Here is a 14,489-nt window from a genome sequence, read left to right on the forward strand (position 1 = left end):
AGAAAAAAAGAAAAAAAAGAAATTAGATAAATTTAGAATTGTTTACCTAATTCGTAAGCTTCATTTAATTTGTCTTCCTGTTCTTCTGCAACGATTCCTGCCGGACCGGCACTACCTGCATCAACATGACCGATTACTTCATAGCCCATAAAGGTGAATGGAGAGAATTTAGTCATTTCAATATAGGCTTCGTAAGTTCCTTCAGGTTGGTTTTCAGTAAAGATAAGAGCTGCTTTGCCGCCTAAACTTTTATCTGGGTTTTGTCCAACTGCATAGAAACGGTCAATGATGGTTTTTGCCTGTCCAGACATTTGACCATAGTAGATAGGAGTTGCAAAGATAACGCCATCTGCAGCTACCAATTCATTAATGATTTTGTTACCATCGTCTTCACGCACACAGTCAGGATTTTCAGCACAGAACAAGCATGCCTTACATGGAGCAATGTCTTCCTCTTCAAGATAGTATTTCACTACTTCATGACCGTTTTCCTCTGCCCCTTTAATCATTTCATCCATTAGAACGTCACAGTTTCCACCAATACGTGGACTGCCTTGCAATGCTATAATTTTCATTTCAATTTCCTCCAAATTAATTTTTAAACATTTTATATACTTAAATATCCTATTTACATTATATAAACTTTTTTTAATTAAACAAGTTAATAATTAATTAAATTTAAAAAAAACCTAAAATAAATTAATAAAAATTGAAAACCCCTGAAAAAGTTAAAAATAGTAAAAAAATAAAAAAAGAAATTAGAAAATTTTGATAAATTTTCTAAGCAAATAATCCGCCAAAGACATATGAAGCAGCTAATTTAGCGAAGAAACCATGTGGAGTTAAGGTAACGTCTCCAGACTTGTAATCACTGAAAGCTGCGTTATACATTGCACCACTTTGCTGTGGGTCTTTAGCCGCATTTAAAAGAGCATCACAGATTGGTTTAACTGAATCCAAACTGCTAGGACTAATAAGATCAGCAGCAGTTGGGTTAATCACATTGTCACCATCTTTTAAAGTACCTGCAGCTGCAATTACATCAGTGATAATCTTGCTGTCTACAGCAGCAGCACCATCGATAGTGACACCATCATTATTTGCTTCATAAATTTCTTTTGCATAGTTTAAGCCTTGTTCTTTGTCATCAAGGGTGAGTGCGTCATGGAATGATAATTTTTCATTTGCATTGTTAGGATCCGCTACAGTAGGGTGATCCATGCCTTCAGTGGATACTGAGGTGTAGTTAGAGATTTTACCGTTTTCAATACTTATTAAAAATGCAACATTACATGCTCCGCTATCATCTACAGGACAAACAAGAACGTTTTGTGTAGTCAAATCATCACCGCCAAGGATTCCTCCAAAAGCAGCGACAATTGAGGTCATAAAAATAACAAATAGTACTGCCATAAATATTTTAGTTCTATGATTCATAATTTTCTCCTTAATCTTTTTCTAGAAAATGATAAAATTTATAAAAATTTCAAAATATATTTTTATTATTTTTGTTTAATATAAGTTTTCATGATTAAATCTTCCAAGCCACTTTCAATGCCTGCTCAATAGCTTCAGATGTTTTTATTAAATCATCATCTGTATGCGCTCCTGAGATGAAGTTGCATTCGAATTGGCTTGGTGGTATGAATACGCCGTTCTTCAACAATTCCCTGAAGTATACAAGGAATCTTTTGGCATCAGACCTTTTAGCTGTTTCATAATCGATTACAGGCTCTTCATTGAAATAGATCTGGAACATTGAAGAGAGACCTACTCCCTGCAATTCCAATTTCAAGTCTTCCAAAATGTCTGAGATGCTTTCCCTAAGGAAATCTCCCTTTTGAGACATTTCTCCATAGAATGGATAGTCAAGCTTCTTAAGTGTGGATAGTCCTGCCTGAATTGAAATCGGATTACCACTAAAGGTTCCTGCCTGATAGACCGGACCGTTTGGTGCGATTAGCGACATTATTTCCTTTTTACCTGCATAGGCCCCGATTGGGAATCCTCCACCTAAAACCTTTGCAAAGGTTACCAAATCAGGCTTTACGCCATAATATGATTGCGCACCTCCACGGGACACTCTAAAACCGGTGATGACCTCATCAAAGATCAGGACTATTCCGTTTTCCTCTGTGATTTCCCTTAGGAACTTCAAGAATTTGACAGTAGGTTCCACACAGCCGATATTGCCCATTACAGGCTCCACTATTACACAGGCTATGTCTTCCCCTTCATCTTCAATCAATTTGGTCAATGCATCAACATTATTGAATGGAACTGAAAGGGTGTTTTGAGTGGTTTCCACTGGAATACCTGCTGAATCAGGCAAGCATGCAGCTCCGGAACCAGATTTTACAAGTACGTAGTCATGAGCTCCATGGTAAGCCCCTTCAAACTTGACTATTTTGCTTTTTCCAGTGAATCCTCTTGCAAGTCTGATAGCTGCCATGGTTGCTTCAGTACCTGAGTTTACAAAACGAACCATTTCGGCGCAAGGAACCCTGTCGATTACCTCTTCAGCCAATTTGACCTCATTTTCAGTTGGAGCACCATAAGCAGTTCCCCTTTGCATCTGTTCGTAAACGTCCTTCATTACATCATCATCGCTATGACCTAGTAAAATAGGACCATAAGCCAAACAGTAATCAATATAATCATTTCCATCAATGTCTACAATGTGAGAGCCTTTAGCTTCCTTTACAAAGAATGGATAAGGTTCAAAGGCACGTACAGGAGAGTTCACTCCCCCAGGAATGATGTTTTTGCTTATTTTAAATAATTCTTCTGAATTCATATTAATGATTCCCTAATTTTAATTAATAAATTTATAAAAATTATATAATTATACTTTATTTATCTTAATTAATAGGTATTTCTATTTTAATAAAAATTTAATAATATAAAAAATATAATGTTCATTAATTGAAATTAAATAAAAATAATTTTTAAAGGATGATAAAATGGATTTATTGGATGTAATGCTTAAAAGAAGAAGCGTGAGAAAATATACTGATGATGAGATTCCAAATGAAAAGATGAATAGGATATTGCAGGCAGGACTCCTTGCTCCAACCAGCAGAAACCTGAAACCATGCAATTTCCTTGTCATTGAAAACAAGGAAACCTTAAATAAAATAGCTGAATCCAAAGAGCATGGAGCAGCTTTCCTTAAAGGTGCAAAGAAAGCCATTGCAGTCATTGGAAACAGCCTTGTGGCAGACACCTGGATTGAAGACTCCTCCATAGCACTTGCATTCATGCATCTAATGGCAGCAGAACAGGATGTTGGAAGCTGTTGGATTCAAATTCGCTTAAGGAAAAACAAGGAAGGGGAATGCTCAGAAGACTTAGTAAGAGATATCTTAGGTCTTGATGATCACTTTAGAATAGTTGGCATTTTGGCACTCGGAATCGAAGATGGACATATGAAAGCCTACACTCTCGATGACATTGATAAGGAAAAAGTTCATTATATGCCATAGAAAATTATTAAAAAGTTTAAAAACTGTTTAAATAGTAAAAATAGTTTAAAAACTGTTTAAATAGTAAAAATAGTTTAATAATAAAAATAGTTTAATAATAAAAATAGTTTAATAATAAAAAAGTAAAATTAAAAAAAAGAATTTAGTTAAGAGCATTGCTCTTAACACGTTTTTTTATTGCTCGATGATCTGCTCATCAATAGCCATACCAAAATGTCTTGCGCTATCGTCAATAAATCCTTTGACTTTCATTCCAGGCTCTAGAACTGAAACGGAAATCGGTTCATCATTCTCATCGACTAATCTTATGGTTTCTGCATTTTGAACCAATGACCTTATTTTCATATCCTCATATTCCGCCTCAATCAAAATGAGTGGCCTTTTTTCTATCTTGGATCTGCCGACGATGGACTTTTTGGTTTTTCCTTCCTTATCAACGATCAATACCTCATCACCGGTTTCAAGCTCTGAAAGGTAACGTGTCTTATTGCCCGGAACCATGACATAAGCTTGCACAGGACCTGCATTTACCCTGAATGGCCTTGATGCCACATATTCGCTTTCAAGGCTTTCACTGTGAATGAAGAACATTGCCTTTGAATAGGAACCTATCAGCATTCCTTCTCCAGGTTTCATCATGGTTGTTGTATCAATGCAAACCCTGTCACCTGAACCTACAGGCTCCACATTGGTTATTGTCAAATCCTTCAATTCATAACTTTCTGTAGAAAGCTCATCAATCAGATTGGCGAAATCCTTGATTTGGGCAAAGTCCTTTGGCTCGAATATTACGCCATCGGTACCCACTTCCAAGGTTTCCATAGCCACTTTTGCATCATCTGCATTTGTTACGGCAGCTATGATATTCACATTTTCCTTTTGCAAGTCGGCAATAATGTTTTCAAGGGGAATGATTGTCCAATCGGTAGCCACAAGGATTATATAATCAACAACTCTTCCTAAAGTCACTGCCAATTGCTCATGCAACTTATCGGTGATGACTATATAGGCACAGACAGTTTTACCGCTGTTTTTAGCTTCAGTCGCTTTTGCAAGGTCTGCTGATTCATTCAAATTGTCCTTAAGGTCCAAGGTTCCATCCCCTTCACCGTCAAGGCCAACCAGATAGATGTCAGCATCCTCTTCAGGGGAAATTATCTTGAAGTTTCCAACCTTTCTGATGTTTTCACTGTCTTCGCAGTCAAGAACATAATCTATTCCTGACTCAAGTGCTGTTGTAATCAATTCTTTCTTATCGTCCCAATCTGCTTTTGGGGACATGATCCAAGCGAATTTGTTTGACAATTTTAATCTCCTTAAAAATTTTATATATCGTTAATAGAAATAAATCATTTATTTAGCATGATCTGTTTAATCGAGGAATTTCAATGCCTCTTCAACATCCAGATCATTGTGAACAACTTCAGCAATTGCTCTTGTGATCTTTCCAGGGTTTTCAGCTTGGAAAAGGTTTCTTCCAAATGCAACACCTGCTCCTCCGACTTCAAGGGAATCCCTTACCATTTCCAAGAGCTCCCTATCGGTTTCAACTTTAGGTCCTCCTGCAATTACCACAGGAACCAATGCACCTTCTACAACTTCCTTAAAGGAGTCTGGGTCACCGGTATAATTGGTCTTAACAATGTCCACACCAAGTTCGGAACCTACACGTGCAGCATGCTTTACCATTGCGACATCATGCTCATCTTCAACTTTCTGTCCTCTTGGGTACATCATTGCAAGAAGTGGAATACCCCAGTAACTGCAGGTTTCAGAGATTTCTCCAAGTTCCATCAACATTTCAGGCTCGTTTTCAGAACCTATGTTCACATGGACGGATACTGCATCCGCACCTAATTGAATAGCTTTTTCCACACTTGTTACAGTTACCTTATTGTTTGGATCTGGGCTTAGGGAAGTACTTGCAGATAAGTGTACAATAAGACCTATGTCCTTACCGTATCCTCTGTGTCCAAGCCCTACGATACCCTTGTGCATCAATATTGCATTTGCTCCACCTTGGGAGATGCTTTCAACGGTTTCATCCATATTGATTATTCCTTTAATAGGGCCGCTTGAAACACCATGGTCCATAGGAGCAATCACGGTTCTTCCGGTTTTCCTATTGAAAATCCTTTCCATACGAATTCTTTTTCCAATTTCAGTCATAAGATCAGTCTCCATAATATTTATATTAATTATATTAAGTTAAATTGCATTATTATAGTTATATTTTAATACCATAAAAAAGTTTTTTATAGAAAATTGTATTTTTTAGATATTAATGTATATTTTTATACATTACTGTATTAAATATTACATACATTATTATATTTGCTTTTTTAATATATAAGCCTTTTTGAAAAAAAACTAATTAAATAATTAAATTGATTCAGTTATTTATAAATAATCGTATTAATAAAAAGGAAAATGATGATGGAAAAAACTGATGACGGATTTTATGATTACAATCGTTTGGGAGACCTTCTATTTATTTTTCATAAGAATCATAAGACCTATTTGAACAATGCCTTGGCACAGTACGATTTGAATTTGATTCAAGTGTTATGCATGCTTAGAATATACAATGAAGAGAATTTAAATCAAAAAGACCTATCAGATAGCCTTTACATTACAAAAGGAGCTATCACCAAAGCTATCAAGAAATTAGAATCAAATGGAATCATAATCAGAGAGCAGTCCAAGGCTGATAAAAGAAATAATATCTTAAGATTAACAAAAAAAGGCAAAGACTTAATTCCAATTCTTGAAGAAATGAATAATGAATGGGAAGAAAAAATGGGATTGGATAAATTGGATGACGAGTTTTTTAAGACTTTCATTGAATTGGCATTTAGATCCGCTGAATTAAATGATTATCCCTAAGGATAAATAAATTTATCTTATTTTTTCACAGCAAAAACAGCTATTTTTTAAAAATATTTATAAAGTCTTAAATATTTTAAATTATAAAATAGTATACAAGTAAACTATATTTTATTTTTTATAATTTTTTTGATATAGTTTATTAAATAAATGGTGATAAAAATGGATATCAAAAAAGTTGTAGTAGCTGGTGGAGGAGTACTCGGTAGCCAAATTGCATACCAATCCGCTTTCTGCGGTTTTGATGTGACAGTTTGGCTTAGAAGCGAAGGTTCTATCGAAAGGGCAAAGCCTAAGTTTGAAAGATTGCTGAACATATACCTCAACACTCTTGAAGCAATGAAAACCGATAAGTCTGCATACTGCAGAGGATTCAGCAAAACTCCGGACTTAAGTGATGAGGAAATCGATGCCTTGAAAGAGCAAGCCCAAAAGGCATTTGACAGCTTGACATTAACTACAAGCTATGAGGAAGCTGCAGAAGATGCAGACCTTGTCATTGAAGCAATTGCAGAAGACCCTAACCAAAAAATCCCATTCTATGAGGAATTGGCAAAATACCTACCTGAAAAGACAATTGTCGTAACCAATTCATCCACATTGCTTCCAAGCCAGTTTGCAGAATACACAGGTAGGCCAGAGAAATATCTTGCATTCCACTTTGCAAACAACATATGGGCTCAAAACACTGCTGAAGTAATGCCACACCCTGGAACAGATCAAAAATACTTCGATGCAATCGTCCAATATGCTGAAGACATCAACATGGTGCCAATTAAAGTATTGAAGGAACAGCCTGGATACGTTCTCAATTCCTTGCTTGTACCATTCCTTTCCGCAGGACAGGCATTATGGGCAAATGAGGTTGCAGATCCTGAAACAATCGACTTGACATGGAGACTTGCTACTGGGGCACCAAACGGTCCTTTCCAAATATTGGATGTTGTAGGTCTTGTAACTGCATACAATATTGTTATCATGGACCCTAGATCTAAAGATCCTGAAACCACTCAAGGAAAAATAGCTCTCAAACTCAAAGAGAAAATAGATGCTGGTGAAACCGGTATCAATGCAGGAAAAGGATTCTACGAATACTAGAAAACTTATTCTTAAAAATTATTTTTCCTTTATTTTTCTATTTTTACTCATTTTATTTTTTTTTTAAATCTTTACATACCAACAAATTCTTTTAAAAATATATATTTTTCAATTAAAATTCTAATTTCATTATTCATTATATTCAAAATTATAAAATATTTTTAAGATTTATAAAAATTGTTTAATTTTATTTATATTTTCTTTACAAAAAATAGAAACTATATTTTGGCCTTTTTATTAGATTGTCTTAAATTTCTTAATTTAAATGTCAATATAAATTTTTTTTAAATTAATAATTTTACAAAATAATAATAAAAATTAAAAATTCTAAAAAATATTCATATAAATCTAATATTAACTAAACATTAACTAGGTTAAAGTTAAAATTTCTAAACTAAAAAGAAAGATTTATAAACATTTTCCAATATAAATATTAACATCAATATATTGTACAATATATTTTCAAAAGACTTTTTACAAATACCATATTTTAGGAGAATAAAAAATGATCGTAAGTGTAATTGGTGGAACTGGTCCACAAGGTTTAGGAATTGCTCTCAGATTAGCAATTGAAGGTGTAGAAGTTATTGTAGGTTCTCGTAAGGAAGAAAAGGCTTTAGACGTTGTTGCTGAAGCTAAGGAAAAATACGCAGACTACGACTTGAACATTAAAGGTTTAGCTAACGAAGATGCAGCAAAAGAAGGGGACATCTTAATCCTCACTGTACCTCTCGCAGCACAAAAACCAACCGTAGAAAGCATCAAGGAATTCTGTACCGACAAGATTGTATTGGATGCAACCGTACCACTCGAAACTGCAATCGGCGGCAAGCCATTCAGATTCATTGACTTGATGGAAGGTTCCGCAGCAGAAAGAACCGCAAGCCTCCTTAAAGGAACCGGTGCAAAAGTTATCTGTGCATTCTGTAACATCAGTAACTCTCACTTATCCAACATTCCAGAAGAAATCGACTGTGACTGTTTGATTGCAGGAGATGACAAGGAAGCAAAAGAAATTGCAGCAGAACTCATCAACAAGATCCCTGGTGTAAGAACCATTGATACTGGAATCTTGGAAAAATCCAGAATCATTGAAAAGATCACCCCATTATTAATCGGATTGAACATCAAATACAAATCCCATTACGGTGGTTTAAGAATTACTGGAATTCCAAAATTAGACGAATAGATTAAATATTTATTCCAATCTTAATTATTCTATTTCTCAATAGAATAATTCTTTTTTCTTTTTTTAAAATTAAATTAATAAAGATAATCTTTTTTAAAAATAAATCAAATTAATATAATAACCCTTTTTTAAATTAATTAAAATCATTAATCAAATTAAGAAAATATTTAAATACTTTTTTTAAAAAATCTTTAATAACAAAATATAGGAGGGATTTTATGAGCTTTATTGTTGTCATGGTTGAACTTTTACCAAAGGAAGGTAAAGAGGAAGAATTGATTCCCCTTGCAGAGGCATTGGTTGAAGAGACACTTAAGGAAGAAGGAAATATCGATTATAAATTCCTGAAATCCAATGATGGTACATTCCATATCATTGAACAATGGGAAAGCGTAGAGGCATTAAGCGAACATATGGCTTCATCTCATTTCAAATCATTCTCCAAGGAATCCAGAGAATATATTGAAGATGAAGAGATCAAAGTGCTTAGAGCTGATGAATTGAATCTATATGAATAGATTCAACTCATTCGATTAACTTACAATTAAATTATACATTCTTTTATTATACAAAATTTTATTATACTCTTTTTTTATACTATTATTATGAATATCATAAGGAATCTACCTTTGGCAATCACTGGACTTATCTTGGCCATATTATCATTAGGCAAGATATTCACTGATTTCAGCAGCATATTTTTTATAGTCGGATCCATCCTTATATTCATGGTTCTGTTAAAGCTTGTTTTACACTTTGAAGCATTCAACAATGAATTGAATCAGCTGATTGCCTTAAGCACATTCGGCACATTCTCAATGGCATTGATGCTTTTCAGCACATATCTAAAGCCATTGTTCCTACCATTATCCCAGACTATTGCCTTTGGAATATGGATTCTAGGAATAATCATACATTTATCAATAGTGGTTCTCTTTACAAAAAACTATGTAATCAAGGAATTCAATATTGAAAATGTATTTGCCACCTGGTGGATTGTTTACATTGGAATAACAATGGCTGCAATTACAGCTCCAGCATTTGACCTGTCACAATATGGATTCATATTCTTTGGAATCGGTTTCATATTGATGATACCAACACTCATTTTGGTCTCATACAGATACCTTAAGTTTACTGCAATAGATGATAAAAATAAACCGTTCATTTGCATTTACACTGCACTAATCTCAATCCTTATTGTCGGATACGTGAATGCATTGAATATTGATGGAAACTTCTTAACTGTTATCTACATAGGAGCATGCATTTTTTATATTTTTGCAATTTATCAGGCAATCAAACTGATCATATTAGAGAAATTGAGATTCATGCCAAGCTTTTCAGCATTCACATTTCCATTTGTAATAAGCGCAATAGCTACTGGTGAAGCGTATAAGTTCTTTGGATTAAGCATTTTAAACTATCTATTCTACATTCAAGCCATCATAGCATTGGTCTTGGTAATATTCGTATTATATAACTATTTGAAATTCCTGATTGAAACTGATTGAAAGAGGTGTTAGGATGAACGCAATCTTTAAAAGAAAAAGCATTAGAAAATTTTTAGACAAGGAAATTGAGGATGAGAAGATAGAAAGACTCTTGAAAGCAGGAATGCAGGCACCTTCTGCCATCAATTCACAGCCATGGGAGTTTTTGGTAGTCAAGGATAAGGATGGAATCAAAAAGATAGAAGATATGAGCATGTATTCAAAGCCTGCCAGAACATCAACCTGTTGCATAATAACCCTATTCAATGAAGATTACTTGAGCAGATTTGAGAATTACAAATGGGTACAGCAGGATATGGGAGCCTGTACTCAGAACATACTGCTTCAGGCTGTAGAGGAAGGTCTCGGTGCGGTATGGCTTGGCACATACCCTGATGAGGAAAGAGTAAATTACCTGAAGGAACATTTCAACATTCCTGAAAATGTCTACCCATACTCTGTAATTGTCCTAGGATATCCTACAGAGGATTATACAGGTACAGATAGATTTGATGAAAATAGGATTCACTATGAATCTTATTAATTTCTTATAAAAATAGTAGAAAAATGTAATAAATGTAATAAATAGTAAAAAATAGTAAAAAATAGTAATTAAAAACTATAAAATTAATTTAATTCAAATACTTTAATATCCTCATAGATTGGTCCTTGAGGAGTTAAAGTACTTTTTTTCAAGCATATCTTAGAAACGGTCATTTGCCCGATTTCAACATCTTCCAATCTTTCGATTGCGTTTCTGATTTCCTTTTTTCCTTTAGGGCTTTTGACTCTTCCGATTGTCAAATGGGAAATGAAATTTTTTTCCTTCTTGAATCCCAATTTCTTAAATTCCTTATCAAGATCCTTTTGCAGGTCCTTTATTGGAGAGCCTTCATCCAATCCTAACCAAAGAACTTTTATTACATTCTTATTTGGAAAACAGCCACATTTCTTAATGTTCAAATCAAAAGAGGAATAATTCCTTATGACATTTAGAACAGCAGCGCTAATGTCTTCAACCATATCCAAATCGATGTTTCCAAAGAACTTCAAGGTAAAATGCATGTTTTGTGAAGGAACATATTTGATATTGGAATTGGTCTTCTTGAACTCCTTTTGAACATCCAATATCTTAGGAACCAATTCCTGGTCAAGTTCAATGGCTAAAAAGCTTCTAATGGTTTCAGATTGATTTGCTTTCATCGGATATTCTCCTAAATTCATCTCTTAATGTATTGGCCAGGATTTAAGAAGTCATCCAATGAGTTCAAGTAATCACGTGCCAATTCTTCACTGGTTTTATTGGAAATGTTATAATTGAATTGATCATCTAAATCATTCAGGAATTCATCTATCTCAAGAAGAATGCAATCGTCACTGCAAATGGCTTCTTTTATGTTCTTTCCAACCTTGATTATATGAATGTTTTCCTCTTGAAGAGTGTGGATGATGAAGTCCTTTGCTGTTTTGAACTGCCTTTCCCTTGTAAGGACCATAAACTCATCTAAAGGATATAGGGCATCTCCCCATTTTGCCTTGAAGTTGTCACAAGCCTTCTTAGTCCAGACCTTAGGGCCTTTGTGTATGTAGTATTTACCTTGCTTGAAGACATTTAATTCTATGGTGAAAATGACGAACTTCTCCTCATCGGTCCAGTAATCATATTTGAATACGGAAAATTCCTCCATATCTATCTTTTCACAAATGGAACTTACAGTCTTAAGGAGCTGTGGATGAAGAGCATCTGCAGACATAATAGGAATAGGGAACTTGATGACTAAAGTTTGGGTTTCCCTATCTTTGAATGATTCCAAAATGTCCTTAGCTATTTCCTCTTTGGATTTATCTAAATGCTCCTTTAGAAGAGGATTGAAGAATTCCAAAATCTTTTCCTGCCTTTCATAATCATCCAAATCATCATTGTCAAGAACATCCAGGAAGTTTCTGGAAGCCACAATGAAATCAACATACCTTTCAAGTCTTAAAGCCGCTCCCACATTTCTGTTTTCATCAGTAGGGTCAATGAATACAAGAGGATCCTGTTTGAAAATAGCGTTGCCCACTGTACCGAAATCCTCCAAATCTATTAATGTATGCCTTTTCCAGTTCTGAGCAGCCCTTAAAGTATCTTCAAAGGTTCCATATTTTAGGATAAGCAATTCACATAAATAGCCTGCAAATCCTCCTGTCTTGAATTCAGATCCATATGTTCCAACTGCATCCATGAACCTCTTAAGCAACAAAACCTCATCTATTTGCTCTTCCTTCAGATTGTCCTGAATGTATTCTGTATGGAGGATAGTTCTGTCAACTGCAGACTTAATTGGCTTTCCGCCACTTAGGTCATAGCATGGAACTATATCTATCTCAAATCCATCTATATCACAGGTCAGGTAAGGATGGGAAGCGTAATGTTCATTTGCCTTGCCTTTAAATTCATCATTGGTCTTATATGCCAAATCCAAACCTTTCTCTTTAAGATAATCCATTTCAGACTCATAAGGAAAACTAATGAAAACATCTATATCAGACTTGCCGCTTAACCAAGTTCCTTTAGCAACGGAACCGACAGCATTGGCTTCAGCATCAATTCCTTCTTCTTCGCAGGTCCTGTTGATAAACTCAATCACATTTCGAGTTGTCTCAATAACTGCATCAATCTCCTCTTGATTTGGCCTTATGTTCCCTAATATAAATTCATAATTCATGTTTAGTTTCCTTTTAATTTGTTGAAATCTGATAAATGTTTTATAATTATATTATAATTCTTATTAGTTTTATAATTTTATAATTTAAACTAAAAAATTAAAAAAAAGAATTGGAAAGAAATGAGAATGAATGAAAATAGAAAAAATAAAAAATAGATAAAAGGAAGAGATTAGATTATAGCCTCTTCTTCCTTATTTTTAGCAAATTCCCCTAGGAAATTAACCGGTTCTCCCTGCTTTGCCCTGTCATGATACTCAGCTGTTGCAGAGAAGAGTGCATCTCCACTGGAGTTAAGGGCAGTTTCACAGGAGTCTTGGACCACACCAATGATGAATCCCACTGCAATTGCCTGCATTGAAATGTCTGCAGGTATTCCAAACAATGAACATGCCATTGGAATAAGCAATAGGGAACCTCCAGCCACACCAGAGGATCCGGCTGCCGCCAATGTGGAAATGACACATAAGACTATAGTTGTAGGCAAGTCCACAGAAATTCCCAATGTATGGCAAACCGCCAAAGTCATTATTGTAATGGTGATTGCCGCACCTTCCATGTTGATTGTAGCCCCAAGCGGAATGCTTATTGAATAGAAGTCCTTATCAAGGCCCAATCTTTCACAAAGGCCCATATTAACTGGAATGTTCGCTGCTGAACTCCTTGTGAAGAATGCAGTGATGCCACTTTCCTTTAAGCAAGTGAAAACAAGCGGATAAGGATTTCTTCTTAAGGCAACCGCTGCAATCAATGGGTCTGTAATGAATGCAACAGTTGCAATGCATCCTACAAGCAGGAGAATCAATTGGCCATATTGGATGAATATGCTTAAACCGCTTTCCGCCACAGCAGTGAATACAAGGGACATGATACCAATAGGGGCAAATTGGATGATTCCCTTAACAATCAGACTAGTGGCATTCGCACAATCCTCAAATACATTTTTTGTATTTGACCTTGCAACTTTCTTCAAGCAAATACCAAAGACAATTGCCCAGAACAAGATTCCCAAATAATCCCCTTGAGAGAGTGACAACAATGGGTTGGTAAAGATATTCAAAAGCATATTGCTTATTACCTCACCTAATCCTCCAGGAGCTGTAACCTTACCTGCCTCTGTAAGATGCATTGTTACAGGAAACAGAAAGCTTCCAGTTACCGCAACCATAGCAGACAGGAATGTTGAGAATATATACAGCACTATTACAGTCTTGAATCTGCTTCGTATCCCCTCTCCTGCCTTAGCTAAAGCTGAAGCAACCAATACAAAAACAAGAAGAGGTGCAATGGCCTTCAAGGCGCTTACAAACAATTGACCCAAAAGGCCTATCATCTCATATTGAGGCACTGCAAGTCCCAATACAGTACCTATAATCAAACCAATAAGTATCTTTAATATCAGACTGGATTCAGTCCATTTCTTAATATATTTATTCATAAAATTCCTCTAAAAATCATCAAGATAAATTATCAAGTCTTTAAAACTTAAGTTATTCAATACTAAACTAAATTAAATCTTTGTATTTTATTATCTAAATAATTATTGAAAAAACTTTATGAAAAAATAGAAATAAGTTAATATTTTTAAAAAAATAAAAATTTAAAAAACATTAAAAAAATAAAAATAAATAA

At 34.8% G+C, this 14,489-nt stretch carries 15 protein-coding genes; 7 read left to right on the top strand and 8 right to left on the bottom strand.

Translation table 11 applies throughout. The features are described from left to right. Positions 1-32: 32 nt before the first annotated feature. From IJE13_RS03400 to hemL, 3 genes are all read right to left on the bottom strand, one after another. Positions 33-575 carry a flavodoxin family protein gene (locus IJE13_RS03400; protein WP_292777095.1) on the bottom strand — a complete coding sequence of 181 codons (543 nt, stop codon included), beginning with the start codon at positions 573-575 and terminating at the stop codon, positions 33-35. Between the two features lie 205 nt (positions 576-780). Beyond that, a complete protein-coding gene (locus IJE13_RS03405; protein ID WP_292777097.1) occupies positions 781-1,437 on the bottom strand; it encodes a DUF4012 domain-containing protein in 657 nt (218 codons plus the stop codon). Positions 1,438-1,531: 94 nt separating this feature from the next. Further along, positions 1,532-2,797, bottom strand: a complete 1,266-nt coding sequence (gene hemL / locus IJE13_RS03410) for a glutamate-1-semialdehyde 2,1-aminomutase (protein ID WP_292777099.1) — start codon at positions 2,795-2,797, stop codon at positions 1,532-1,534. A gap of 166 nt (positions 2,798-2,963) precedes the next feature. Between hemL and IJE13_RS03415 the strand changes: the two genes are divergently transcribed. Then, positions 2,964-3,485, top strand: a complete 522-nt coding sequence (locus IJE13_RS03415; protein ID WP_292777101.1) for a nitroreductase family protein — start codon at positions 2,964-2,966, stop codon at positions 3,483-3,485. A gap of 174 nt (positions 3,486-3,659) precedes the next feature. Here IJE13_RS03415 and IJE13_RS03420 read toward each other — a convergent pair whose 3' ends face one another. Together IJE13_RS03420 and IJE13_RS03425 are read right to left on the bottom strand one after the other, a co-directional pair. Continuing rightward, positions 3,660-4,790, bottom strand: a complete 1,131-nt coding sequence (locus IJE13_RS03420; protein ID WP_292777103.1) for a 3-dehydroquinate synthase II — start codon at positions 4,788-4,790, stop codon at positions 3,660-3,662. 66 nt (positions 4,791-4,856) lie between these two features. Beyond that, entirely contained in the window at positions 4,857-5,654 is a 798-nt protein-coding gene (locus IJE13_RS03425) for a 2-amino-3,7-dideoxy-D-threo-hept-6-ulosonate synthase (RefSeq protein ID WP_292777105.1), read from the bottom strand. A gap of 264 nt (positions 5,655-5,918) precedes the next feature. Between IJE13_RS03425 and IJE13_RS03430 the strand changes: the two genes are divergently transcribed. From IJE13_RS03430 to IJE13_RS03455, 6 genes are all read left to right on the top strand, one after another. Continuing rightward, the gene (locus tag IJE13_RS03430; protein ID WP_292777107.1) at positions 5,919-6,371 is read left to right on the top strand and encodes a MarR family transcriptional regulator; all 453 of its coding nucleotides are present in this window, start codon (positions 5,919-5,921) and stop codon (positions 6,369-6,371) included. Positions 6,372-6,533: 162 nt separating this feature from the next. Continuing rightward, positions 6,534-7,469: a 3-hydroxyacyl-CoA dehydrogenase gene (locus IJE13_RS03435; RefSeq protein WP_292777109.1), complete on the top strand. Its 936-nt coding sequence runs from the start codon at positions 6,534-6,536 to the stop codon at positions 7,467-7,469. A gap of 505 nt (positions 7,470-7,974) precedes the next feature. Continuing rightward, positions 7,975-8,658: an NADPH-dependent F420 reductase gene (npdG, locus tag IJE13_RS03440; protein ID WP_292777112.1), complete on the top strand. Its 684-nt coding sequence runs from the start codon at positions 7,975-7,977 to the stop codon at positions 8,656-8,658. Positions 8,659-8,876: 218 nt separating this feature from the next. Beyond that, a complete protein-coding gene (locus IJE13_RS03445; protein WP_292777114.1) occupies positions 8,877-9,176 on the top strand; it encodes a putative quinol monooxygenase in 300 nt (99 codons plus the stop codon). Between the two features lie 87 nt (positions 9,177-9,263). Further along, positions 9,264-10,172 (top strand): hypothetical protein, encoded by a 909-nt coding sequence (locus tag IJE13_RS03450; RefSeq protein ID WP_292777116.1) that lies wholly within the window; start codon positions 9,264-9,266, stop codon positions 10,170-10,172. A gap of 13 nt (positions 10,173-10,185) precedes the next feature. Beyond that, positions 10,186-10,695 carry a nitroreductase family protein gene (locus IJE13_RS03455; RefSeq protein ID WP_292777119.1) on the top strand — a complete coding sequence of 170 codons (510 nt, stop codon included), beginning with the start codon at positions 10,186-10,188 and terminating at the stop codon, positions 10,693-10,695. A gap of 83 nt (positions 10,696-10,778) precedes the next feature. Here IJE13_RS03455 and thpR read toward each other — a convergent pair whose 3' ends face one another. The 3 genes from thpR to sstT all read right to left on the bottom strand — a co-directional run bounded on the left by thpR (position 10,779) and on the right by sstT (position 14,295). Next, positions 10,779-11,354 (bottom strand): RNA 2',3'-cyclic phosphodiesterase, encoded by a 576-nt coding sequence (gene thpR / locus IJE13_RS03460; RefSeq protein ID WP_292777121.1) that lies wholly within the window; start codon positions 11,352-11,354, stop codon positions 10,779-10,781. A 17-nt stretch (positions 11,355-11,371) separates the two neighbouring features. Continuing rightward, entirely contained in the window at positions 11,372-12,859 is a 1,488-nt protein-coding gene (gene cca, locus IJE13_RS03465) for a CCA tRNA nucleotidyltransferase (protein WP_292777123.1), read from the bottom strand. Between the two features lie 170 nt (positions 12,860-13,029). Continuing rightward, positions 13,030-14,295 carry a serine/threonine transporter SstT gene (gene sstT / locus IJE13_RS03470; RefSeq protein WP_292777127.1) on the bottom strand — a complete coding sequence of 422 codons (1,266 nt, stop codon included), beginning with the start codon at positions 14,293-14,295 and terminating at the stop codon, positions 13,030-13,032. Between the last annotated feature and the right edge of the window lie 194 nt (positions 14,296-14,489).

The organism is Methanobrevibacter sp., from assembly GCF_017410345.1.
Lineage (GTDB): Archaea > Methanobacteriota > Methanobacteria > Methanobacteriales > Methanobacteriaceae > Methanobrevibacter.

Coding starts and splice junctions, on each gene's coding strand:
- IJE13_RS03400 (WP_292777095.1), bottom strand. CDS start 575: ATGAAAATTATAGCATTGCAAGGCAGTCCACGTATTGGTGGAAACTGT.
- IJE13_RS03405 (WP_292777097.1), bottom strand. CDS start 1,437: ATGAATCATAGAACTAAAATATTTATGGCAGTACTATTTGTTATTTTT.
- hemL (WP_292777099.1), bottom strand. CDS start 2,797: ATGAATTCAGAAGAATTATTTAAAATAAGCAAAAACATCATTCCTGGG.
- IJE13_RS03415 (WP_292777101.1), top strand. CDS start 2,964: ATGGATTTATTGGATGTAATGCTTAAAAGAAGAAGCGTGAGAAAATAT.
- IJE13_RS03425 (WP_292777105.1), bottom strand. CDS start 5,654: ATGACTGAAATTGGAAAAAGAATTCGTATGGAAAGGATTTTCAATAGG.
- IJE13_RS03430 (WP_292777107.1), top strand. CDS start 5,919: ATGATGGAAAAAACTGATGACGGATTTTATGATTACAATCGTTTGGGA.
- IJE13_RS03435 (WP_292777109.1), top strand. CDS start 6,534: ATGGATATCAAAAAAGTTGTAGTAGCTGGTGGAGGAGTACTCGGTAGC.
- npdG (WP_292777112.1), top strand. CDS start 7,975: ATGATCGTAAGTGTAATTGGTGGAACTGGTCCACAAGGTTTAGGAATT.
- IJE13_RS03445 (WP_292777114.1), top strand. CDS start 8,877: ATGAGCTTTATTGTTGTCATGGTTGAACTTTTACCAAAGGAAGGTAAA.
- IJE13_RS03450 (WP_292777116.1), top strand. CDS start 9,264: ATGAATATCATAAGGAATCTACCTTTGGCAATCACTGGACTTATCTTG.
- IJE13_RS03455 (WP_292777119.1), top strand. CDS start 10,186: ATGAACGCAATCTTTAAAAGAAAAAGCATTAGAAAATTTTTAGACAAG.
- thpR (WP_292777121.1), bottom strand. CDS start 11,354: ATGAAAGCAAATCAATCTGAAACCATTAGAAGCTTTTTAGCCATTGAA.
- cca (WP_292777123.1), bottom strand. CDS start 12,859: ATGAATTATGAATTTATATTAGGGAACATAAGGCCAAATCAAGAGGAG.
- sstT (WP_292777127.1), bottom strand. CDS start 14,295: ATGAATAAATATATTAAGAAATGGACTGAATCCAGTCTGATATTAAAG.